Below are 23,773 nucleotides of genomic sequence, written 5' to 3'. Positions count from 1 at the left end.
CCTCTTAATTGTATTTTTTTAATAGATTTTGGTGTGAGTTATTTCACGAAAGTAATTTTCAGGAGGTATGAAATGTGGCTGAACAAAAACAAGAACTAAAGAGAGACTTGAAAAACAGACATGTCCAACTAATTGCAATTGGAGGGACGATTGGAACAGGGTTATTTTTAGGATCGGGGAAAGCAATTCAATTGGCGGGACCGTCCATCATTTTTGCTTATTTAGTTGTTGGAATTGCGATATTCTTTGTTATGAGAGCTTTGGGTGAACTTCTATTATCAAATGCCGGATATCAATCGTTTACGGATTTCTCCAATGATTATATTGGACCATGGGCAAGTTATGTTACCGGTTGGACCTATTGGTTTTGTTGGATTATGACAGCGATGGCGGATATTATTGCGGTTGGTGTCTATATCCGGTATTGGTTTGATATTCCCCAATGGGTTCCTGCACTAATTTGTTTAATCATTTTACTAGGATTGAATTTATTGACAGTCAAGCTTTTTGGAGAGTTGGAGTTTTGGTTCGCATTAATTAAAGTCATTACAATTTTAGCATTAATTATTATTGGTATTGTTATGCTCGTCGTTGGTTTTGAATCGGATAACGGGGCAATTACCGTGAAAAATCTTTGGGAACATGGCGGCCTATTTCCAAATGGAATCAGCGGATTTCTATTTTCCTTCCAAATGGTCGTATTCGCCTTTGTTGGCGTAGAATTAGTCGGAGTTTCAGCTGCGGAAACGAGCAATCCGAAAAAAAATATTCCGTCGGCTATTAATAAGATCCCGTTACGCATTTTATTCTTCTATGTCGGTGCCCTTTTTATCATCTTGACCATTAACCCTTGGGAACAGTTAAATGCATCGAACAGCCCTTTTGTACAAGTATTCAGTTTGGTAGGAATTCCGGTTGCAGCAGGCGTTATTAATTTTGTTGTATTAACATCAGCAGCTTCTGCATGTAATAGTGGGTTGTTTTCTACCAGCAGGATTTTGTACAACTTAAGTAGACATGAACAAGGACCGGCTACCTTTGCAAAATTAAGTAAAAATCATGTGCCTAGTAATGCTTTATGGATCTCTGCAGTCGTTCTTTCCGTCGGTGCACTTCTGAGTAAGCTCATCCCTCAACAAGCATTTAGCATTGTAACAACGATTAGCGCCATTTGTTTTATTTGGGTTTGGAGCATCATTTTAATTTCACATATTCGCTATATGAAATCACGGCCGGATTTGCACAATAAGTCTATCTTTAAAGCGCCATTAACACCATTCATAAATTACGTTGTCTTAGCTTTTTTTGCTATCATCTTAGTTATCATGTATTTTTCCGAAGTAACTCGAATGGCTTTACTACTGACCCCGGTCTGGTTCATTCTTTTATTCATTTTATATGGAGTTCATCGAAAAAATAATGTACATGCGCTTAATTATGAGCAAAGAGCCAAATAACTTATTTATTCAAGGAAAAAAATCCATCCTTTTGCAAGAATGGTGTGGACTAAATGTACGTCCTGAATCCTTAGCGACTAACATTCCTTCTTATCACTAATTTTGGGCAAGAAATTCTCTTTTTATCTCGTCGTCTTTTTTACTCGGAAAACTTCTTTTTTTGGCGACGAAACCCGTTCTCGTCGGCTTTTTTTGGCTGGAAACTCACTTTTTTGGCGACGAGACCCGTTCTCGTCGGCTTTTTTTGGCTGGAAACTCATTTTTCTGGCGACGAGATCCTCTCTCGTCGGCTTTTTGAGCCGGGAAACACTCATTTTTGGCGACGAAACCCGTTCTCGTCGTCTTTTTTTGGCCGGAAACTCACTTTTTTGGCGACGAGACCCGTTCTCGTCGGCTTTTTTTGGCTGGAAACTCATTTTTCTGGCGACGAGATCCTCTCTCGTCGGCTTTTTGAGCCGGGAAACACTCATTTTTGGCGACGAAACCCGTTCTCGTCGTCTTTTTTTGGCCGGAAACTCATTTTTCTGGCGATGAGATCCTTTCTCGTCATCATTATGGCCGAGAATTACCATTTTTTGGCAACCAAAATAAAAAAACACAGGCAAGTAAACATTCTTCATCTACTTGCCCTTAAAAATTCCCCCATATGAGAATACCCTTTTCTATAGGATTGTAGTATTTACTTTAATAGATTTTCTTTTTCCAAGTAACTCCTTGCTACCTCATACGGATTTTTCCCTTTAACATTCACTTGGTAATTCATTTCTCTCATTTCCTCATCGGTAATTCTTCCGGCTAATTTGTTTAGTGCCTTTACAATTTCCGGATACCGTTCGGCCGTTTCCTCGCGTAATAATGGTGCACCCTGATATGGCGGGAATAACTGCTTATCATCCTTTAACACTTTCAACCGTACGTATTTTACCGCATGACTCACATTTTACTCGTGGCATTCTGGCATGGAGAATGGTCTTATATTGCCAAAAATTTAGATGTCTCCAAGTCCTGTCTTGATCTTGTATATCATGAACTTTACATCCCGTTTTACCGCAATTAGGACAAGAAAATTCCGCTCCTGATTGATATTCAATATAAATGTGTAAGGTATTTTCTTCTTTAGCTAATTCATTATGGAAAACATACCAAGGTTTAGGTATTTCTAACGCATCTTGGAATACATTATACTCTTCTTCAAAGTTTTTCATAAGACTATCACCCCAGGTAATTTAGTAGTATTACCCAGTATAGACAGCTTTGGGAAGCTTTAAACTAAACATTAAATAGCGAGGAAGCATATTATTTTTGTTAAAAGTGTAATACCAAACCTTTGAAAAATTACTATAGTTTTCGCGTACGACAGAGGCAGTGTATGACGGCGATGTCCCCCCTACAAGTCGTTGCAACTTCATGTAAGCTGATGAATTATCTACCTTTGCTCTTGCATCTGTATAGGTTACACTAGTTCCGATTGGAAAATTGAACACAAAACTAGTATCACTGGAATTGTTAGCCAATGCACTGACTGAAATAAATGACATTAACATCGCTACAACAAAAACGACTGAATAATATTTTTCCTAAGACTCATTCAATTTCCTCCCCTTCTAAAATTATGACCGGTCATTAATTTAATTTTAGTACCTATATTTCTCTGGGTCAAGGAATATTTTTAGTTTTGGACATTTACAAATTTATCGCCCTATATAAGAAATTTTTTTTATTCTGACATATAACCAATAGATTCCCTCTTAAATAATTCGGACTTCGTTAACTCGATGAAAACAGACGGAAAGACAGTAGATGATGAACAAGGCAACCTACCTTAAGACCTTGAAAATGGAAGTATAAGACTTACTGTTAAAAGTTGAATTAATAAATGTCATTTAACTCTTGAATGAGATTTGTTATTGATTTCGAAATATGACCATCCCAATTAGCATAGGAATAATCATAAGTAGACCACAGATAAGGGTTGGGAATGGCAATTTTGATGCAAAAATCGCCCCAAACTCCCCTAAAAAACCGCCAATTATAAATGGAATGGCAGTTTTCCCCTTATCAGCCCCCTCTTTTGCATAAAACCAAGCATCCCAAACGGTATAAACATAAAAACCCGGATAAAATAGCATAGCATCATAAATGACTGTAGCCAATGCTTCTTGATGAAAACCGTTAAAATCCAGCTGAATAGAACGATTTATTTTCCCCAACATATTATCAAAATGTTCTACTACTAAAAGAAAGATACCCTTTTTAATTTGACCATTATAAATTTGTCCAAACCCCGGCATAAGGATTGAAAATAAAGCGGATACAGCTCTCATAAATATTCGATCCTTTTCAATTATTTTTGTTCGTATTACTTATTTTTATAATAAACCGGAATTTTTAGTCATACTGATGGCTTATTCTTTTACATGAATGAATGCAAAAAAGACAACTATCGAGGATCGACTTTTTATTGACAACAAATGCTCCGCGCCAAAAACCCTGCCAAGTAGCAGGGTTAAATCAATTCGTTTAAAAAATATCCAGCTCATTTTGCTCTATTCAAGAGGGACTTCCGTCAAATCAATCATTCAACTGCCTCATCTTTGGCTTCATATCAATTCATCCAACAATATCACTTCACCACTGGCTGCGTTTACTCCATATTGACAATCTATTTTCCCACATAAAACATATTGTTTTTGTTCAAAATCATAGATATAAACAGGCTTTAACTCAAACCATTCTTTGATTTTTTCAAAAGCTTCCTCTTTCGTGACCGTTACTTCATCAGGTGCCTGAAATTGATCGAAAATTCGCAACATCATTTCGTTATCCAAGTAATTGACGGCTTGAAAACGATTTGCGTCAATGATGATTTCTAATTTTCTTTGAAATACACCGTCGTCCCGGTAGTTAGCCCTAACTGTTGCATGAATATATCCTTTATTGCGTTTAAGTGTTTTAAGCAGCCATTTTCCCGTATCATTCGGGTAAACCTGACGTAAAAAGTCCTTTACAGACTGTACACATCTATCTTGTTCTTCCTTTGTAATTGGGAATGAATCAGGACTTGGCTCATTTGAAAATGCTTGCTCTGCTGTTATATCCTCAAACCAACGTATTTCTTTTCTTTCAAACGGTTCATTCATTGGTTCATCCCAAACGATAATTTCATCGATCCTTACATAGGGGGAATCATCCAGTCCATATGGTATAGTTGATCTGCCGTCATTCGTAACAAAGATTTCTTCCACTCCATAAACAGGGATTATTTTTTTCTGTTCGTCGGAAGGATATTCAATCAGCTTCAATTGTTCTTTTGCCAAATGTTCGATTTTTTCAAGGGAAAGGTGATAAGTCTCTTCAATGACCATATTTTTGGAAGGAAATGGTCCCGTAACAGAGAACAAGGTTAGTTTTCCATCCTGATCCAGATTAACCTCAATAAATGCACCTGGTGAAACAGCAATACCATCAATGCATCCTTCAAAATAAAATTCCCTTTCTTGTTGCCTTCGTAATTGAAATTGTTTCCCGTATATCAATCCTGTTTCCTCTTCAATCCATTTGATGATTTCATTGGAATCCATATTGGGAAAAGCAATTCCGTCTCTTGCATAGGTTTTTCCCATGACAAAAATAACACTATCAAACTTACCTGTATTCAAATTAATTTCAATGACTGCTGTCCCATCCGGATTAGAGTCGTCGTCCGGTTTGGCTATATGTTTCGGAAACCACTCCATATCAAATGTATAGATTGTTTCATTAAAAATATTGACGTTACGAGAAATGCCATGTCGTTCTAAGTAGTAATCATCTAACCCAAATTTCGCCTTTGTAAAATCAATCAATTCTTGTATTCTTTCATCCATTTACATATCCCCTCTCAAGCATTTTGACTTATAAGTGATTCCTATGTTCCCTTATTTATCCCACCTTGGGCAGTAAGATCCTCACTGATGGAAATTTCACTATATGTTTCATTACTTATCTACGAAACTTCAATTATTATGGTTTCACTCTTTTTAATCATGTAAAACGTTTCCACTAAAAATAGAAACATCACTCATAAATTCCCTTATGTGATTTTCGGAAAAATTCCTTTTGTAATCTTATGTAATACCTGGTTTAATATGGAGACGGCCAGCCATAGTGTAACCAAAACGATTGTAAGACGAATGAAAAATTTTATGACCCCATTTTGAATAGGTTCCGTTAAAAATGCACCTCCGTAATATATACAAATTCCTGCAAGTAGTATCGTAGAGAAATAAGAAATAAAAACGCCAAATTTTTGCCTTTTGCTTAGTTTCGAAAGTATGTCATCATATTTGAATATGAAATGGATTACTACGCCTATAGCAGCTAGTATTGAGAATACACTATTCATTTGACTCTCCCCTTACAAAAAGTTTGTCAAAGTGGTATCATTTGTAAATAAAAGATTAAACGACTAAATTCTGATATTTATTATTTAAGGAATCTAACAAATTATAAAAGACTTCTTTACAAATACCCATTTCTCCCACCACCTAAATCTTGACCTTGATAACTTACATTATAAATGATTTTTAATTCAAAGTAACCATTTTCAGTTTTTAGCAAGAGATTAACCAAACAATCCATGGAATTTTCATAATCACCTACAAATTAAATCCGACCTAAAATAAAAATATCTTCAATCCAAGTTATTCGCCGGAGTCCACCTATCATTGCATTACATATTTATGTAAAAAATGTGTAAAGGCTGGTGTCGAAATGACAAGCAGATTAGAAAAATTTGTAGATCCGCTATCGGTTCCGGAATTTTTGCAACTAAGGGAGCAAAAAGATGCTCATTTTTATTATGAAATTACAATGGAAGAATTTTACCAAAAACTTCACCGAGATTTACCACCGACAAGATTATGGGGCTATAATGGTCAATTCCCGGGACCAATTATCGAGGCTTATGAAGGAGAAAACATACGTATTCTTTGGCAAAATAACTTACCTAACGAGCATTTTCTTCCGGTAGATAAAACCATCCTTCATCATGAAAATATGCCGGAAGTGCGGACGGTCGTGCATTTACACGGAAGTGAAACGGAACCTGAGAGTGATGGCTATCCGGATGCCTGGTTTACAAACCATTTTCAAGAGGTTGGTCCTGTCTTTAAAAAGAAAATTTACGATTATCCAAATAAACAAAGGGGAGCAACCCTTTGGTACCATGACCACGCTTCAGGTATTACCAGACTCAATGTATATGCTGGCCTTGTTGGAATGTACATCCTCCGGGGGCACGAGGAAAAAAGGCTGAATTTACCACGAGGAGCATATGAAATTCCGCTTATTGTCACAGACCGAACCTTTAATGAAGATGGTTCCTTATTTTATCCAATCCAGCCAAATAATCCTTCCGCAAACTTACCAAATCCTTCCGTTGTCCCTGCCTTTGTTGGTGATACAATTGTAGTTAACGGAAAAGTTTGGCCTTATTTTGAAGTAGAACCAAGAAAATACCGTTTTCGTCTATTGAACGCCTCCAATACAAGGGCCTATCAGTTCTATTTCGATAATGGAGCAACGATGATTCAAATTGGTACGGATGGTGGATTATTACAGAACCCAGTTCGTCTTGATGTGCTAGCCCTTGAGCCTGCTGAACGCGCAGATTTAATTATTGACTTTTCACAATTTACAGGACAAACCATAACATTAAAAAATGACCTTGGTCCGGATGCTGATCCAGATGATGAAACAAATGAGATTATGCAATTTCGTGTAACAAAACCAATAGCCAATCCAGATAAGACAAAAATTCCAAGAGTTTTATCAAGGGTTCCAAGATTCTCACCGTTCGATGTATCAAAAATCCGAACGATGAAATTAACAGCCCAAACTGATGAATTTGGTCGTCCAGTTCTACTCCTTAATAATAAAAGATGGTCAGATCCTGTAACTGAATTTCCTCATCTTCATGCAACGGAAATTTGGTCATTGATGAACTTGACGGCATTTGCTCACCCTATTCACATCCATTTAGTACAGTTTCAAATTCTTGATCGTAGACCATTTGATTTGAATCTGTACAATCAAACAGGGGAAATTCAATTCACAGGTCCCGCCGTGCCACCTCCAGCAAATGAAAGAGGCTGGAAAGATACAGTAATGGCCCCAGCAGGTCAAATTACTCGCATCATTATGCGTTTTGCCCCATACGATGGTGATTACGTATGGCATTGTCATATTTTGGAACACGAAGATTATGAAATGATGCGTCCATATAAAGTAACACCACCAAGAAGTCATGATAATCAATATGAAAAAAAGAATTAAACCTTAATAATTAAAACTAGTTTTCTCAATCAAAATATACCCAAATAATCAAAAGATATTTAAAGAGGGGCTCCAATCAAGGAAAATGGAAGTTACCTACAATCAAAACAGCTAACTTAATAGGAGCCCGGAGCCCCCATGTTAACCTAATGACGATACTACTTTCTTTTCCTCTCGTCCTTCTTTGTTAAGTCGATGATACGCTGATTTCTACTTCCACGAAATGGTAAAGTTAAATCCCTTTCTGCCAGAATAAACGGTCCATCAACAAGAACATCGCAATAACCGAGTAATTCATGTATATACGGGTCACGCGATGCGAGGAGTTGTTCGAATGTAAAGCCTGTATAGATCCATATATTTTTTCCTAATTCCTTTAATCGTTTCGCCACTTTGCACACTTCTTCCACCTGAAAAAAGGGTTCCCCGCCGGATAAGGTTACATCGGTCAGTGGATTACTGGCCACTTCCTCAACTACTTCTTCAACTGACATCTCTGTTCCATTATTGATATTCCAACTTCTCGGATTATGGCATCCCTTGCAGAAGTGCGGGCAGCCTGCAAAAAAGATAACTGTCCGTAAACCTTCACCGTCAACAACGGAATCATGGATAATATTCATGACTTTCATTGATGTTTAACCCTTTCGCTTTCTTCTGCCCGTTTAGCTGAATTCCATCTTTTCATATCGCCAACTAAGTAACCGGTTATTCGTCTAATCCGCCCAATCTTATTTTCATCCGAATTATGGCAAACCGGACATTCGTTATCAATGATTCCCGAATAACCGCAGACGCCGCACTGGTCAACCGGATGATTAATGGCACCATAGCCAATATCATATTGTGCCATGGCTTTTACTAATCGATCTAATGCATGAATATTTTTGGATACATCTCCATCACACTCAATATAAGTAATATGGCCACCATTACATAGTTTATGAAAGGAGCCTTCAATTTTTATTTTATCAATCGCCTTGATTTTATAGTAAACAGGGATATGGAATGAATTCGTATAATAGGATCGGTCCGTCACTCCGGGAATTTTCCCAAACTCCTTTTGATCATTCCGGGTAAATTTCCCTGATAACCCTTCTGCCGGGGTGGCAATTAAGGAGAAATTTAAATTGTATTTTTCACTTGCTTCGTCTACTTTTGCCCGCATATGCTGAACAATGCGATACCCTAATTGATAGGATTCCTTTGATTCACCATGATGTTTGCCCGTTAATGCAACCAGTGCTTCAGCCAATCCAATGAAACCTACACTTAATGTTCCATGCTTTAATACTTCTCCTACTTCATCGTCAGGTTTTAAGTTTTCGCTATCCTTCCAAATATGCTGACCATATAAAAAAGGGAAATGCTTTGCCTGCTTTTTTGCCTGAAAATCAAACCGCTCTAACAGTTGTTTAATTACGAGATTGATATAGTGATCCAGTATGTTAAAATAATCACATTCATCTTTAGCAATCAACGCAATTTTTACAAGATTAATAGACGTAAAAGATAAATTTCCGCGACGAATACTATTTTCATCACCATGACGATTTGCCATCACTCGGGTACGGCAACCCATATAGGCAATTTCCGATTCCGGGGTTCCGTCATAGTATGGGCAATTGAACGTAGAATCTATAAAACTAAAGTTTGGAAATAAGCGTTTTGCTGTCGTTTCAAGCGCTAATTTGTATAAATCATAGTTTGGTTCTCCGGGCTCGAAATTGATCCCTTTTTTCATTTTAAAAATTTGAATCGGAAAAATTGGTGTCTCCCCCTTGCCGAGTCCGGCTTTCGTTGCCAACAACATATTTTTTATTAGCAAGCGGCCTGCCCTGGATGTATCAGTACCGTAATTAATAGATACAAACGGAACTTGTCCGCCTCCACGAGAATGCATTGAATTACAATTATGGATGAAAGCTTCACACGCTTGGTACACATCTCGGTTGGTTTCTTTCCAGGCCAATGCTTCAAGCTCTTCTTCTGTATAGCAGGTGGAATAACTTTTCAAACGGTTGATATTTTTTTGGAATGTTTTATCAATGTAAGGCGCAAGGTCATAATCAAACATCGGATAACTTTGCCCGCCATGCTGCATGTTTTGATTTGATTGAAAAATAATCGCCGCTAATGCCATGGCACTGCTAATATCATTCGGTTCACGCATATAACCATGACCGGTATTAAATCCACCCTTTAATACCTCACCCAACGGAATCTGACAGCAGGTGGTCGTACCCGTCACCATAAAGTCAAGATCATGGGGATAAATAAAATTATCATCAATCGCCTTTGTTACCTCTTCACTTAGCATCATTTGTTTTGCATAAAACTTACTGACCTCAGATGAGATTTTTGACATTTGTCCCATCGGTGAAGAACCGTCCATATTTGCATTTTCTTGAATGAGATCATGATTGCGTGAAAAAACAATCTCATTTAACGAATGTAAAGGAAAATCGCAAACAGTCTCTTGTTTGTTTCTTATACTCATTTTCTATGCTCTCCTGTCTATCGCTAGTTTTGGGTAAATAAAAAACCGTTCACGCTCGGGATGAACGGCGGTAAAAAACGATAGAAAGGCAGCATGAAATAAGCTTCTCCATCGTTTCACCTTCTCACACCCCGAAGAAACGAAACGTCAAGTTACGGCAGGTCTCCTGGCTTGTGCTTCTTCCTACTAAAGCCCTTCCCATATCACCGCAAAAGATGAGTGATACAGTGGATTGCTTATTCGTCCACACGAACAGTTGCGGGGGCAGCTCCAGATTCGAACTGGATTCCCTTTTCAGACAAATACTGTCACCATAACTCAAATCACTATATTTAGTATTATACGAACGGAAAACAAACTACATCTAGTATCCTACCATACTGAGTTTTTGATTTCAATAAAAATTTGGATGTGAGAGTAATTTATACCCAACTACAGATTGTACGGTTTCTTGTCAAATAGAAAAACCTCCGAAATCTCGGAGGTCTAACTTACAAATTGAAAGATAAAATTTAAAAGAAATAAACCGGCTATTATATAAAGCGTCACTGAAACTCGCTTTGCTTTCCCTGTAGTTAATTTCAAAATCGCATAAAAAATAAAGCCAATGGCAATACCATCTGCAATACTGTATGTGAAAGGAATCATAATCATAATAAAAATTGCCGGAAAAGACTCCGTTAAATCATGAAGGTCTAAGTTACGAATATTTTGCACCATTAGACCACCAATGATAATTAGTACAGGTGCAATCGCATTGGAAGGAACCATATTCATGTACGGAATGAAAAAAGTTACTCCCAAAAATAAAAATCCGGTTGTAATCGCAGTTAAACCTGTCCGTCCACCTGCTGCAATAGCTGCAGTAGATTCAGCAGTCGATACAGTTGGGCTTGAACCAAAGATTCCAGACAACATTACTGAAATACCATTTGCCTGAAATGCCTTTTTAAATTTTTCCGGGTGATTTGCCAGTTTCATATGACCGGAAATCAAGCCAATATTTTCAAAGATGACAACCATCGTTACAGAAAATACGGCAATTAGAAACGGAAAAGATGCCCAATGCTCTAAAGAAAATGATCCGAACACTTCACTATAACCTTCTAATGATAAAGAATCATTAGTCCCTGAAGGCAAAATACCAAATAAGAATGCGATGCCTGTTCCAATAAGGATTGTCCATAAAAAGTTCCCTTTTACATTGCGAATAAATAAAATTAACGCAATGATTAATGTTAAGATCGTAGCAATAACATTGGGATCACTCAAGTTTCCTAAAGAAATGATTGACAGGTCTCCACGTTCAACTAAATGACCTTTTTCCAGTCCAATAAGCATGAGGAAAAGACCGATTCCGATATTAATTGCTTCCTTCAATATTCCGGGAATTCCGTTACTAATAATCGTCGTTAAGGAAGTGAATGAAATCAGTGCAAAAATGAGTCCAGAGATGACTGTTACGCCGAGAGCTTCCTGCCAACTTAGCCCCATGGATTGTACAAGTGTATAGGTAAACATGGCATTAATCCCCATGCCCGGAACGACTAATATCGGTGCATTAGCCCAAATCCCCATCAGTAAACACCCGACAAATGAGGTCAGGATCGTACCCAACATTGCCCCTTCCAGTGGAATACCAGCCTCTGATAAAATGAGCGAATTCACAGCAATAATATAAACAATGGTAAAAAAACCGGTTAATCCTGCTGCTAATTCCTGCTTAACAGTCGTATCATGTTGTTTTAATTGAAACATTTTACTCCTTCTATTCAGTTTTCCCTCGCCCGACCCGCTCTCTTTCAAAAGCCACATATTTTCTATTTTATTTTAAAAAAACGATTTGTCAATGGAATGGAATTTTATAATCAATGGAATCTTTGGTGTAATTTTACAACTGATCTTTCATTTACGTTAAAAAATAAGGTCCAGACCTCTTTTAAGGAATACCATTTTTGAATTTGACTCATTCTCATGCAGTTAGTCTTATATTTTGAACACCCTACATATCTCTTGAATTTGTTTTCTTCTTTAAATGAGATTGAACAAATCATTTCATATCGATTATAAGGGGTAGCGTTCTTAGTCAGCCATTGCTTTTCCTTACATATTCATTCCATTTCTTACAAAAAAGTAAGGTATATCTTTTTTGATTTAAAAATACTGATTTGTGCCTATACTAGTGGAGCTTTTTCCTTTCACCTGCTTTAACGTCGCAACAATCAGAAAGCTGACAATTACTAATAACAGCCATGAGCTGATTTTTCCCAGGTGAACGAGACTCCAAGCATCTGTTTGGTCTGGATATTGCCAAGCGCCAAAGAACGTGGCAATATTCTCAGCAATCCAAATGAAAAATCCGATGAGTATAAAAGAAAGTGTGAGTGGCATACGGTAGCGGGTTCCGTTCACTTGAAACATAACCCATGACCGCCAAAAGACGATTAGGACAAGCCCGGACAGCCACCACCGAACATCAACCCAATAATGGTGGGTAAAAAAATTTAAATAAATCGCAGCAGCAAGAGGGACAACGACCGAAAACGGCGGCCACTTAATCAGTTCAACCTTCAATCTCCGCCACGCTTGACAAAGATAACTTTGCTACACTGGCATACATGAATCCGCTATACAATGGTACGCCAAAAATTTTGACATAGCCCTCCTCTGGATAAGACCACGAGCCCATATGTACCTTGAAAATCTCCAGCGCAAGTCCAATCAAGTGGAACATGGTAATTACCTTTAGTTCATCCTTTGTTTCGAGTCCGGAATGTACCATCCACCATTGCATGAGGAGGCAGATAATCAGCAACCAGTCATACCGTGGTAAAAACGGTAAGGGCAGCATTTGGGTAATCGCTAAAGAGGAAAAAATGACAACAGGAAATATACAGGATAGGGCTTGTTCCCAACCAAAACGAATCAATTGTTTTAGGGCTCTCATCACCGGTGCCTCCTTTGGCTGTTTCCGAACAATCGTAAGTCTATATTGAAAATGGTGTAAATAACTGTAAGTCTAGTGGCTAGTCAAATTCTTGTTTCTGCTTAGGTTTTTCGTTTTCTATTCCTTCTTCATTCATTTTGAGTGTCTTCATCACTTCGGTATTCGAGAATATCCCCGGGCTGACAATCTAAAGCCTTACAAATCGCCTCTAAAGTTGAAAACCGAATCGCCTTTGCTTTTCCATTTTTTAAAATAGAGAGATTTGCCATCGTTATTCCAACCCGCTCTGAAAGTTCTGTAACACTCATTTTCCTCTTCGCCAGCATCACATCAATATTTACAATAATCGCCATTGTTTTCACCCCTAGACCGTTAAATCATTTTCTGTTTTTATATCAATCGCTTCTTGTAAAAGTCTTTGGAGAACCGCTGCAAAGACAGTAATCACCATTGCAGCAAAAATAATGACCATATCAATGAGTATCAGACCCGGCGCATCATCTAATTCTGCTAAAAGATAAACGAATGGCAAGACAACTACATACAAACCACTGATTGTCATGGCACAAAATTTAATATTCTTGAGCGATCTTACCGATAATTCAGAGAAAGCTTGATTCTTGTCAATATGACCTAAAAGTTTTAAAGCCTGATACAAAGCAATGAAAAACGGTATAACGGATACATATATGCCGGTAATAATCGGATATAGGATATGGTTGTAATCCGGATTTACCGGATGATTTGGTAACCACGACAAGCCAAATATACACAAAGTAAGAACCGGAACTCCAATAAGAATAACCGCTACCTTTAAAAAGAGTGTTGATCCTCGATTCATTTAAAACACCTCACATATTTATGATCGAATTTGATTTTAGCATGATATTTATTGTTTTTCAATAAATATTTATTAATTTTCATTGTATTTTTATTGAAAATCACATTATCACCAAAAATAAAAAGCATTCCTTATGAAAAAATGAAAATCCGCATGTTTGTTGTTTTTTTTCATACAATTTTTTAGAGGTGATCAGAGTGCCAAGAGTACAGTATACAAGCAGTGATGTGGATTTAGTGGCAAGGATGATGAGGGCGGAAGCAGAGGGGGAAGGTCGACTCGGGATGTTGATGGTTGGTAATGTTATTGTCAATCGGTTAAAAGCAAACTGTTTAGATTTCCGAGGTTTGCGAACAATCCGACAAGTAATTTTTCAAGTGCAGGGTGGAAATTATTCTTTTGAAGCCGTTCAAAAAGGAAATGTATTTTATAATCCGGCAAGAAGTGTAGAAAGGAGATTAGCCAAACTAACCTTAGACTATTGGCGAGAACATCCTTCCAAATATGCCCTTTGGTATTTTAATCCCTATGCCCCATGTCCACCTACGTGGTATAATCAGCCATTTACGGGACAATATAAACAACATTGTTATTACGAACCACAGGCAAATACTTGTGAAGGTGCATATATTTGGTAATTCATACGTTGTGATTTTATCATTCCGTAAAATCATTCCGACAATTTGCAGACAAAACGGTTACAAAAATAAAAGGAACTGTCCTCTAGGAGGGGTTCCTTGTTTTCTAAAAGTGTCATTAGATTAGTTTTATATTGTTGGTTTTCCTGGTTGTCTTGGGAATACAAAATAGGAAAGGGAAATAAGTAAATCAATGATTAAAACAAGCGACCAAATCCCCAGTACTTGAATAAGCGCCTTTGTCCGTTCATAGTCATTAATAAAATAGTAAATAATTCCAATTAAACTTGCCCCAATTAAGTACGAAAGAAGATGACGCCCCCAGCTTTTCAAATTCTGTTTGGCAAATTGTAATCCATATAATTTAACCGGTTTTGGTCCGGTTTTTGTGATATAGTACTGAAAATGCTCATCAGCCCAACGAATCATGCTTTTTCCAAATCCAACAGAAATACCAATATAGATAGCTGCGAGTGCATGAGCTTTTGTTGCCGGCGTCCCGCTATAAAGGTCGAAAGTTGCAGCAATTAACAAGATCAGGTCTACAACAGGTGTTAGTGCCAAAAAGATGAAACCCAGCTTCTCCTTCTTCAATAAATAACGGAAACTCAACCCAAGTAAAATAAAAACCCAAAAGCCGATTTCACAAGCAATTATTAACCAAATTATCCAATTCATTTCCATCACCTTTTTTACAAAATAAGAATAAAAATACAGGGGAAAAATTTTGAAATCGATTTTTCCCAAGCACTGGGCACGAGCATTTTTTAATACAGATGTGCTAAATAAATCATAACAAACATTTTTATTTAATACAAGTGTATTATTTAAATTTTTATGGTAAACTGATAGTATGCCAAAAATTGTTGATCATGATAATAGAAAAAAAGCAATTGCTGAAGCGACTTGGCAAGTTATTTTAGAGCAAGGAATGAAAGGGGCGACAGTACGAAATATTGCAAGGAAAGCGGGGCTATCATTAGGCGCTCTCAGACACTATTTCTCCACCCAGGAAGAATTGTTAATTTACGCAATGGATTTGGTGAAAGAGAGAGTGTCTGAACGGGTTGAAAAAATTGCTTTAAAAAACTTGCCGCCAAAGGAAATGGTTTTACAGATGCTTTTGGAAATTGTTCCGACAAATGAAACGACAAGAGCTGAAATGGAGGTTTGGCTTGAATTTGTATTATTTTTCCGCAATAAAGGAAACAGGGAAAGCCAAAATGATGGGATTTTGGAGGGGATTCAAAAGCTGTTGGATTCACTGGATCGGGCGCAATTTCTAAAAAAAGAGATCGACAAAGATTTGGAAACGGAGAGATTGTGTGCATTAATTGACGGATTGGCTATTCACGCCATCTTGAACCCAACAAGACTGACAAAAGAGCAGATTATCTCGATATTGGCTCATCATATCGACGAAATTTGTCATTTTTAATTTTCGGTACATTTAAGGGGTTAGAAAACACACCCCTTTTCATTCGCGGTGTCTCTCTTCTATATTTTGATTCATTTTCAAGTATAATGTTTAAGAAGTTTTATGTTTCAGGGAAAATATTGGCTAAATCAATATTTAAATTTTCCAGGACGTGAACATGGACTGAGTCCTCTTTTGTATAGACATTTTCTAATTCTAAAACAGCTTCTTTTAATAGATAGACTTCGACCAGTTGGTTGGCCGGATCTACAATCCAATATTCTTTCACGCCCGCTTTTGAATAGGCCCATCTTTTGACCATATGATCAATTTTTGCTGAAGACGGGGAAAGAATTTCAAGTGCAAAATCGGGGGCACCAACAATTCCGTGCTTTTTTATTTTATCCGGGTCACATACAATAACCATATCAGGTATGACCCAATTCTTTACTTTTTCACTATCCTACCCTTTTTTGTCTTCAAATAAGTATACATCAATATCTCCTGCAAAAACTTTACAACACTTTCCTCGAAGGTAAGAACCAAATTCAATTGAAAGTTGCATCGATACTTCTTGATGTTTTGGTGAAACAGATGGATCCATACTGATAATTACCCCATCTAAAACTTCACATCTTTTTCCTTCCGCTCATGTTGCATATTCTTTATAGGTTAATTTTTCTGGACTTTGATTAATTGCATCCATCGACTTTAATCCCCTTGGAAATCCATTATATTCTTTTATTATATTGTACCATAACAGTTGAATATTGCTTTATGGAAAGTGGTCTGTTTGATGGGGCAACTAACTAGAAATAAGTATCAAAACTCTTTTACGGTCTCCAAGTTTTGCATAAAAATGTTCGATCATTTTTAGTTTGACATACTAACTCAAACTGTATATACTGTACATATACAGTAATAACGAAAGAAGTGATCTCTTTTGTGAATATTATTATTTCAAATTCCGCAAACGAACCCATCTATCTTCAAATTATCAACCAAATCAAAAGTCAAATTCTTACCGGCGACCTAAAAGAAGGCCAGGCTTTACCATCCATCAGGAGCTTGGCGAAAGAACTGGAAATCAGTGTGATTACGACAAAACGCGCTTATGACGAATTAGAGAAAGATGAATTTATAGTGACTGTTGCAGGGAAAGGTTCTTATGTCGCACCAGTTAACGCAAATATTTTAAAAGAAAACAAAATGAAAATGATCGAACAAAAACTGAGCGAGACAATCACAGAAGCAAAGTTAATCGGGATGTCGCTGGAAGAATTGAAAAAAATTTTAGAACTTTTATACGAGGGGTGAACAACTTGAATAAGATTCTTGAAATAAACAATGTCTCCAAACATTACAAGGATTTTTCATTAAAAAATATAAATATCTCTTTAGATCGTGGCTTTGTCATGGGTTTTATCGGTCCGAACGGTGCAGGAAAAAGCACAACCATTAGATTAATCATGAACTTAATTAAAAAAGATAGCGGCGAAATTAAAATTTTTGGGTTCGATCATATAAAAGATGAACTACAAATTAAAGAAAAAATCGGGTTTGTTTATGACGAAAATCATTTTTACGAAGAGTTAACCGTTAAAGAAATGAAAAATATCATTCGTCCATTTTATAAAAATTGGGATGAAAATGCGTTTTTAACATATGTGAAAAAGTTTGGTTTACCGTTAAATAAGCAAATAAAACAATTATCAAAAGGAATGAAGATGAAGTTTTCACTGGCCATCGCCTTGTCCCATCACGCAGAACTGCTGATTATGGATGAACCTACATCCGGCCTCGATCCTCTGATCCGAAGTGAATTATTGCACATTTTACGCTCTTTAATGGAAGATGAAAACAAAGCGATATTTTTCTCTACACACATTACATCCGATCTGGAAAAAATCGCCGACTATATCACCATTATAAATAATGGCGAAATAATCTTAAGCAAACCAATGGATGAATTGTTGGAACAGTATGCCATTGTCAAAGGGAATAAAGAATTTCTTGAAACTGCGACAAACCTTTCTTTCATCGGAGTCGAACAAAATAAATTTGGCTTTAAAGGGCTCTATAATGATAAAAAAGAACTACTGGACCGATTTGGGAATCAAGTGATGATTGAAAAACCAACATTAGAAGATATTTTATTATTTTCCACGAAAGGGAGTGGACAAAATGTATCATCTTATTAAAAAGGACCTTCTTGTTCAAAAAAAATCTGTTTTGCTTTCCATTGTGTTTATTCTGTTTTTTTCACTTTTCTTTTCCAAAATAGGTGCACCCGGACTTTTAATCGGGGTACTTGGTGTAACCTATTTGTTGGCTTTAGGTTCAAGTGCAATAGATGATAAAAATAATAGCGACAAAATGTTAATTAGCTTACCGATTAAAAGAAATACAATTGTATTGGCTAAATATTTATCTGTAATTGTATTTGCAGCCTTTGCCATCTTGATAAATTTACTCATCTATCTAGTCGTTGATATATTAAAGTTACCGCTGCAACCTATTCCTTTTTCACTTACCGGAATGGCAGGTTCAATTATCGTTTCTGTTTTATATTGTTCCATTTCATTTCCGGTAATTTTTAAATATGGTTTTTTGAAATCGAGAATGATTAATTCACTGCTATTCTTTCTCCTGATTTTTGGCGGTTCAGCATTGATTTCTTATATGACCGAAAATAATCCAAGGTCTCTATTTATCTTATCAAGTTTATCGAATATAGAAGCCATATTTGTGATTCTTTTACCAACTATATTCATTTTCGTACTATCCTATTTATTATCACTAACCTTCTATAAAAACAGAGAATTTTAGTATCAGAATTAGTTGTTCAAAAAAGGTGCATTTCCTCATCTTAAATGGGCGAAATGCACCATCCGTTTTTAAAATGGGTTCAAGGTTTTCTCATCATAAAAGACATTTCTTGACGCAAATTCTTTCGGTGCTGAATAATCCTTCTAACCCTTTCAAATGTTTCTTTTTCCAATCCGGGTGTATATGGTTCTTCCAGTTTTAGTTTATCCGAATAAATCCAATCATATAATTTTGCCTTTGGTTGCCTGTTCCCAATATATTCGATAATTGCCACCACCTTGGTTAATTTCTCTAATTCTTCCTTATTTAATTTTTCTATCTCTTCTTCAGTGAATATTAGTTCCTCGAAATACTTTTCGTAATTACTTGAATAAAAGTCAATAGCAAATTGGTTAGGGCAAGGTTGAAGTCTTCTGCATGAATTATATTGAAAATTCTCTCCAATGCTTATTCAAATCCTTTCCAACATAATTGAGAAACATTTTTGCCGATCACCTAAAAACTTCCTTCCATCAAATATTTGAATAACTTCTTCTAAAGTTTCAATTGAAGATACCGGATAAGAATTTCAGCATCGCAAAATCTTAATATGGTTCCGGTCTAGCCGATAATATTTTCATTGCAAGCATCTGTTCAGCGGAAGGAATGATTTGTATGACACATCATATGGTACTTAAAGCTTAAACTACTTTTTGGTTTTTTAACATAATGATAAATGATTAACTATTGATAATAAAGAAAGCCACTGTTAATAATTTGAAAGGATATTCTATGGCAAAATTATGCCTGATTTAAAATTACAGTTTAATGTGAAAAATAGTTTAATTTTCCATTTATTGTTAAAATATATGTTTAAGTGCTATATTTTACAGGAATGATAAAAGAAAAAAATTCAGGAGGGCCTATGTTTACATTTGAAGAAAAACTTGCGATTATTGAATCTTTCCCGGAACTTACAAGGAAGGATGTTTCGCTAAAACGAGTGAATTTCCATTATGAGGAGAGTGTCCAAGAAAAAAAGACAGTCGTTTATCATTTGCATCCGAACGGCAATGGTTTTGTTTATGCAGGACTTTTCCCTCATGATTATCCAATGGATGACAAGGGAATGGTTAATATTCGGGACTTTACCGAAGAAGAACTGCGCAATATCATTCGCTTATCAATACAATCGCTATCGGCAAAACCGTTTAATGAAGAAATATGGAAAGATGAGCACGGTAATACGTTGACACTCCAGTATGACGCAGAACTGGACCTTTGGAATACCTTTGCCGGTGAACTATTGGACGGTACATTCCCAACCTATAATGGCGCTACGAACTATTTGGAGCAGGAAGGGTTTAAAAAGGGGAAGTGATTGATGGGAGTTGGTAAACTGTTTTCATTTTTAACCTTATCATATTAGAAAACGTTCAGCCACCTAATACCAAGAAACTTTATCGTTGTAAACTCGGTCAAAATTAGCAACGAGATTGGACCTCGTCGCCAAAAAACAGCATTTCTCTCCTCAAATTGGCGACGAGAATACGTTTCGTCGTCAAAATTGGCCGTTTTTTCCCTCAAAATGGCGACGAGAAAGCGTTTCGTCGTCAAAATTGAGCGTTTTTTACCTCAAATTGGTGACGAGATTCGGCCTCGTCGTCAAAAAACAGCATTTCTCTCCTCAAATTGGCGACGAGAATACGTTTCGTCGTCAAAATTGGGCCTTTCCTGCCTCAAAACGACGACGAGATTCGGTTTCGTCATCAAAAATTGGCTTTCTTCTCCTCAAATTGGTGACGAGATTCGGTCTCGTCGCCAAAAAACAGCATTCCCCGCCCCAAAATGGCGACGAGAAGGCGTTTCGTCGTCAAAATTGAGCGCTTTTCACCTCAAAATGGTGACGGGATTGGGGTTCGTCGTCAAAATTGAGTGTTTTCCGCCTCAAATTGGCGACGAGAATACGTTTCGTCGTCGAAATTGGGCGTTTCCTGCCTCAAAACGGCGACGAGAACGCGTTTCGTCGTCAAAATTGAGCGCTTTTTACCTCAAAATGGCGACGAGAATACGTTTCGTCGTCAAAATTGGGCGTTTTTTACCTAAAAATGGCGACGAGAATACGTTTCGTCGTCAAAATTGAGCGTTTTTTACCTCAAATTGGTGACGAGAACTGGCCTCGTCGCCAAAAAATGAAGTTTCCCGACCAAAAACGGTGACGAGAAAGAGGCTCGTCGCCAAAATAGTGCTTTTTTCACCTCAAATTGGCGACGAGAATGCCTTTCGTCGTCAAAATTGAGCGTTTTTCACCTCAAAATGGTGACGAGAACTGGCCTCGTCGCCAAAAAACAGCATTTCTCTCCTCAAATTGGCGACGAGAATACGTTTCGTCGTCAAAATTGAGTGTTTTTCACCTCAAAACGGTGACGAGAACAGGCCTCGTCTCCAAAATTGGGCATTCCCCGCCCCAAAATGGCGACGAGACAAAGAGGGGAAGTCAACCCCCTCCTTCTCAAATCCGTAAAATAAGCAAGATTCATTTCCCCCTTTTTATCATTTCTGTAAAGATAAAATTTGCATGATTGTTTTCATGACCGCATCTTCTTCGTTGGAACGGGTAATGAAATTTGCAGCATCTTTTAATTCCTGAACAGCATTTCGGACTGCAAAGCTATAGACGGCCCGCTCCATAAGCTCGATATCATTGTAACCATCGCCAAATGCCATTGTTTCTTCCGGAGTTACATTCAATAGCTGCTGTAAATGTGCAACGGTTGTGCCCTTATGAACATTCACATTGGCTATGTCAATCCAAGCGGCTTCTGATGCGACAATATAAGCTGACTCAAAAAAGCAAGATAATTTTTCCCTAGTTTCAAAACATCTATGCGCCGGATCATGAACAGTAATCTTAACAAAGTCCTCAGTCACCTCATTCAAATCAGACACTTGCATTACTTGGGCATAGGATCTTCTCACAATAGCCGCTTCTTCTTGAGGAATATTATCTTTTATGACCGCACCGTTTCTTGTACATGCAATTATCGTATGTTCCAAACTTATTTTCTCAAGCAAACGAATCATTTCCAGTCCTAATTTATTACTAAGCAACGATTCATAAACAAATTTCCCATTATGCTTGATCCGAGTTGCACTATCACCCAAAATCCAAAAATCCTTTGCATCATCACCAAATAACTCTTCTACACGCTCGCATTGTTTGCCGGTAACCGGGGCAAAAATGACTCCTTTTTCTTCCATGATTTTTTTGACATCTTTGTATAATTCCCTGTTAAAGTCACCGCTATTGTTCAAGAATGTTCCGTCCATATCCGTTAGCACTAATTTAATCATATCAGTACCTCTTCCGTGACAAATTTTAAATAACCCTCAAAGCAGCTGAAAAAGTTAATGATTGAACATCATGAAGGAAATCTTCTACTGTATGTTGACAACCCCCTTCTTCTACTTACTTTATATTTTTAAAACCTAAATTCATTAATCAGAGCAACCACTTTTTCAGTGTTTCATAACCATCTCGCAATCAATGACTAGATTGCCGTTGAACTTTTATTCTTGTTATTTATTAATAGTTTCTTTTTCAGTACCCGATTCAATTTTTCGGAACTGAGAACCATTGCTACCACAAATATAACCGTACAAATCGGGAAAAGTGCGACTGTTGTATGTGATGCAATGAACCCAAAGAGTGGTGGCATAAATGTACTTCCGGTATAAGCAACCGCCATTTGATAACCCATAATGGCCTGTGAATGCTTTTTCCCAAAACGTGCCGGTGTTTCATGCAACATGCACGGAAAGATTGGAGCTAGTCCCAATCCCACAACAATAAAACCTGCAACCGAGAAGAAGGATGGCAGTGGTAAAACGAGAAGAATGGCACCGGTTAATGCGATGATTTGCCCCATCCGGATAAGCATCTGGTTCGACATTTTAAAGGTGACAAAGCCCGTTATTAATCTACCAATCGTGATTCCTGCATAATAAAAGGAAACCCATTCGGCAGCAGTTGCCGCTGTTAACCCTTTCACATTTACCAAGAAACTGCTTCCCCACAGACCCACTGTCGCTTCAACCGCACAATAAAAAAAGAAGGATGCCAAGGCTAATTTAACACCATTCGTTTGTAAAGGTCTTACCTTCTCAACGTTTTCCTTAAAAGAAACTCCCTTTGGCTCTTCCGGCTCTTTATTTATAGTAATATGGCTATTTACTTTGTTCCATAAAGGCAAGGTGAACAAAAGGATGACGACTAATATGAATTGAAGTCCTGATATAGTGAGATACCCTTTACCCCAATTTTGATTTGAAATATATTGGGCCATGATAACAGGACCAAGTGTTGCACCGACTCCCCAAAAACAATGCAACCAACTCATATGATGGGCTTTATAATGGGTCGCTACATAATCATTTAATCCCGAATCAACAGCACCCGCTCCCATACCAAGTGGGATGGCACAAAGAAAAAGCCAAATAATGGATGGAGCAAAGTAAAAGCCGAGTAACGCACAAGCAGTCATTAATACGCTGACAAATGTGACTTTGCCTGTGCCAAATCGTTTCAACACCTTTCCGCTAACTAAACTGGAGAGAATCGTACCCCCTGCAATCGTCATAAACAGGTATCCGGCCGTCTCAATTGGTGCGCCAAAATCCGATTGCATTACCGGCCATGCTGCTCCCAACAAGGAATCAGGTAAGCCCAGGCTGATAAAAGCCAAATAAATAATGATTAAAAGAAATGTTGTCATCATGTAACCCTCGCTTATGCATTTTTTCACCTTTTCCCAATTTCGTTTATTTCCTGCTTAAAATCTACCAAAAGA

23 protein-coding genes, 3 pseudogenes and 1 riboswitch are annotated in these 23,773 nt (G+C 37.3%); of the genes and pseudogenes, 9 read left to right on the top strand and 17 right to left on the bottom strand.

Annotation, left to right across the window (positions count from 1 at the left end; all coding sequences use genetic code 11):
• The first annotated feature begins 74 nt into the window (after positions 1-74).
• Positions 75-1,457 (top strand): amino acid permease, encoded by a 1,383-nt coding sequence (locus tag NSQ14_RS01375; protein WP_343190587.1) that lies wholly within the window; start codon positions 75-77, stop codon positions 1,455-1,457.
• A 122-nt stretch (positions 1,458-1,579) separates the two neighbouring features.
• Here NSQ14_RS01375 and NSQ14_RS01370 read toward each other — a convergent pair whose 3' ends face one another.
• The 6 genes and pseudogenes from NSQ14_RS01370 to NSQ14_RS01345 all read right to left on the bottom strand — a co-directional run bounded on the left by NSQ14_RS01370 (position 1,580) and on the right by NSQ14_RS01345 (position 5,841).
• Positions 1,580-2,029 (bottom strand): hypothetical protein, encoded by a 450-nt coding sequence (locus tag NSQ14_RS01370; protein ID WP_346216777.1) that lies wholly within the window; start codon positions 2,027-2,029, stop codon positions 1,580-1,582.
• Between the two features lie 107 nt (positions 2,030-2,136).
• Positions 2,137-2,367 (bottom strand): annotated as a pseudogene (locus NSQ14_RS01365) (glycine betaine ABC transporter substrate-binding protein); the annotation flags it as partial.
• Positions 2,348-2,662 carry a transposase family protein gene (locus tag NSQ14_RS01360; RefSeq protein ID WP_341286969.1) on the bottom strand — a complete coding sequence of 105 codons (315 nt, stop codon included), beginning with the start codon at positions 2,660-2,662 and terminating at the stop codon, positions 2,348-2,350. The pseudogene NSQ14_RS01365 and the gene NSQ14_RS01360, both read right to left, overlap by 20 nt.
• A 699-nt stretch (positions 2,663-3,361) precedes the next feature.
• A complete protein-coding gene (locus tag NSQ14_RS01355; protein ID WP_341286968.1) occupies positions 3,362-3,781 on the bottom strand; it encodes a hypothetical protein in 420 nt (139 codons plus the stop codon).
• A gap of 276 nt (positions 3,782-4,057) precedes the next feature.
• Entirely contained in the window at positions 4,058-5,323 is a 1,266-nt protein-coding gene (locus NSQ14_RS01350) for a hypothetical protein (protein WP_341286967.1), read from the bottom strand.
• A 206-nt stretch (positions 5,324-5,529) separates the two neighbouring features.
• On the bottom strand, positions 5,530-5,841 hold the full coding sequence (locus NSQ14_RS01345) for a hypothetical protein (protein ID WP_343155517.1): 312 nt from the start codon (positions 5,839-5,841) through the stop codon (positions 5,530-5,532).
• Positions 5,842-6,209: 368 nt separating this feature from the next.
• Here NSQ14_RS01345 and NSQ14_RS01340 point away from each other — a divergent pair, with 368 nt between their 5' ends.
• Entirely contained in the window at positions 6,210-7,772 is a 1,563-nt protein-coding gene (locus NSQ14_RS01340; RefSeq protein ID WP_341286965.1) for a multicopper oxidase, read from the top strand.
• A gap of 158 nt (positions 7,773-7,930) precedes the next feature.
• On the opposite strand, the gene nrdG is transcribed toward NSQ14_RS01340, so the two are convergent.
• The 6 genes and pseudogenes from nrdG to NSQ14_RS01310 all read right to left on the bottom strand — a co-directional run bounded on the left by nrdG (position 7,931) and on the right by NSQ14_RS01310 (position 14,060).
• Positions 7,931-8,404: an anaerobic ribonucleoside-triphosphate reductase activating protein gene (gene nrdG, locus NSQ14_RS01335; RefSeq protein WP_341286964.1), complete on the bottom strand. Its 474-nt coding sequence runs from the start codon at positions 8,402-8,404 to the stop codon at positions 7,931-7,933.
• Positions 8,401-10,272: an anaerobic ribonucleoside triphosphate reductase gene (locus NSQ14_RS01330; RefSeq protein WP_343155513.1), complete on the bottom strand. Its 1,872-nt coding sequence runs from the start codon at positions 10,270-10,272 to the stop codon at positions 8,401-8,403. The genes nrdG and NSQ14_RS01330 overlap by 4 nt, the downstream gene beginning before the upstream one ends.
• A 139-nt stretch (positions 10,273-10,411) precedes the next feature.
• Positions 10,412-10,603, bottom strand: a riboswitch (cobalamin riboswitch).
• Positions 10,604-10,758: 155 nt separating this feature from the next.
• Positions 10,759-12,030 (bottom strand): NCS2 family permease, encoded by a 1,272-nt coding sequence (locus NSQ14_RS01325; RefSeq protein ID WP_341286962.1) that lies wholly within the window; start codon positions 12,028-12,030, stop codon positions 10,759-10,761.
• A gap of 396 nt (positions 12,031-12,426) precedes the next feature.
• Positions 12,427-13,219 (bottom strand): annotated as a pseudogene (locus NSQ14_RS01320) (DUF817 domain-containing protein).
• Between the two features lie 128 nt (positions 13,220-13,347).
• The gene (locus NSQ14_RS01315) at positions 13,348-13,572 is read right to left on the bottom strand and encodes a helix-turn-helix domain-containing protein (RefSeq protein ID WP_034767260.1); all 225 of its coding nucleotides are present in this window, start codon (positions 13,570-13,572) and stop codon (positions 13,348-13,350) included.
• A gap of 11 nt (positions 13,573-13,583) precedes the next feature.
• Entirely contained in the window at positions 13,584-14,060 is a 477-nt protein-coding gene (locus NSQ14_RS01310; protein WP_346216776.1) for a DUF2975 domain-containing protein, read from the bottom strand.
• Between the two features lie 197 nt (positions 14,061-14,257).
• Between NSQ14_RS01310 and NSQ14_RS01305 the strand changes: the two genes are divergently transcribed.
• Positions 14,258-14,698, top strand: a complete 441-nt coding sequence (locus NSQ14_RS01305; protein WP_034767256.1) for a cell wall hydrolase — start codon at positions 14,258-14,260, stop codon at positions 14,696-14,698.
• Between the two features lie 129 nt (positions 14,699-14,827).
• On the opposite strand, the gene NSQ14_RS01300 is transcribed toward NSQ14_RS01305, so the two are convergent.
• Positions 14,828-15,376, bottom strand: coding sequence for a hypothetical protein (locus NSQ14_RS01300; RefSeq protein WP_251246168.1), 549 nt, complete (start codon positions 15,374-15,376; stop codon positions 14,828-14,830).
• A gap of 175 nt (positions 15,377-15,551) precedes the next feature.
• Here NSQ14_RS01300 and NSQ14_RS01295 point away from each other — a divergent pair, with 175 nt between their 5' ends.
• Complete coding sequence (locus NSQ14_RS01295) at positions 15,552-16,136, top strand: TetR/AcrR family transcriptional regulator (protein WP_346216775.1); 585 nt, start codon at positions 15,552-15,554, stop codon at positions 16,134-16,136.
• 100 nt (positions 16,137-16,236) lie between these two features.
• Here NSQ14_RS01295 and NSQ14_RS01290 read toward each other — a convergent pair.
• A pseudogene (locus NSQ14_RS01290) lies at positions 16,237-16,749 on the bottom strand (Uma2 family endonuclease); the annotation flags it as partial.
• Positions 16,750-17,060: 311 nt separating this feature from the next.
• On the opposite strand from NSQ14_RS01290, the gene NSQ14_RS01285 reads away from it, so the two are divergent.
• From NSQ14_RS01285 to NSQ14_RS01270, 4 genes are all read left to right on the top strand, one after another.
• Entirely contained in the window at positions 17,061-17,432 is a 372-nt protein-coding gene (locus NSQ14_RS01285; protein ID WP_269920075.1) for a GntR family transcriptional regulator, read from the top strand.
• 14 nt (positions 17,433-17,446) lie between these two features.
• Positions 17,447-18,316, top strand: a complete 870-nt coding sequence (locus NSQ14_RS01280) for an ABC transporter ATP-binding protein (RefSeq protein WP_200890340.1) — start codon at positions 17,447-17,449, stop codon at positions 18,314-18,316.
• Positions 18,300-18,944, top strand: coding sequence for an ABC-2 transporter permease (locus NSQ14_RS01275; protein WP_041847425.1), 645 nt, complete (start codon positions 18,300-18,302; stop codon positions 18,942-18,944). The genes NSQ14_RS01280 and NSQ14_RS01275 overlap by 17 nt, the downstream gene beginning before the upstream one ends.
• A gap of 904 nt (positions 18,945-19,848) precedes the next feature.
• Positions 19,849-20,304: a hypothetical protein gene (locus tag NSQ14_RS01270; RefSeq protein WP_034767230.1), complete on the top strand. Its 456-nt coding sequence runs from the start codon at positions 19,849-19,851 to the stop codon at positions 20,302-20,304.
• Between the two features lie 44 nt (positions 20,305-20,348).
• Here NSQ14_RS01270 and NSQ14_RS01265 read toward each other — a convergent pair whose 3' ends face one another.
• Positions 20,349-20,540 (bottom strand): hypothetical protein, encoded by a 192-nt coding sequence (locus NSQ14_RS01265; RefSeq protein WP_346216774.1) that lies wholly within the window; start codon positions 20,538-20,540, stop codon positions 20,349-20,351.
• On the opposite strand from NSQ14_RS01265, the gene NSQ14_RS01260 reads away from it, so the two are divergent.
• Positions 20,512-21,066, top strand: a complete 555-nt coding sequence (locus tag NSQ14_RS01260; protein ID WP_346216773.1) for a hypothetical protein — start codon at positions 20,512-20,514, stop codon at positions 21,064-21,066. The two genes, NSQ14_RS01265 and NSQ14_RS01260, sit on opposite strands and share 29 nt — an antisense overlap.
• A 410-nt stretch (positions 21,067-21,476) precedes the next feature.
• On the opposite strand, the gene NSQ14_RS01255 is transcribed toward NSQ14_RS01260, so the two are convergent.
• Positions 21,477-22,277 carry an HAD family hydrolase gene (locus tag NSQ14_RS01255; RefSeq protein ID WP_346216772.1) on the bottom strand — a complete coding sequence of 267 codons (801 nt, stop codon included), beginning with the start codon at positions 22,275-22,277 and terminating at the stop codon, positions 21,477-21,479.
• A 197-nt stretch (positions 22,278-22,474) separates the two neighbouring features.
• Entirely contained in the window at positions 22,475-23,698 is a 1,224-nt protein-coding gene (locus NSQ14_RS01250; RefSeq protein WP_095142074.1) for an MFS transporter, read from the bottom strand.
• Between the last annotated feature and the right edge of the window lie 75 nt (positions 23,699-23,773).

Source organism: Caldifermentibacillus hisashii (genome assembly GCF_039654145.1).
Taxonomy (GTDB): Bacteria; Bacillota; Bacilli; order Bacillales; family Caldibacillaceae; genus Caldifermentibacillus; species Caldifermentibacillus hisashii.
The sequence above is the reverse complement of the archived record's forward strand: the minus strand, read 5'-3'. Positions and strand labels throughout refer to the sequence as shown.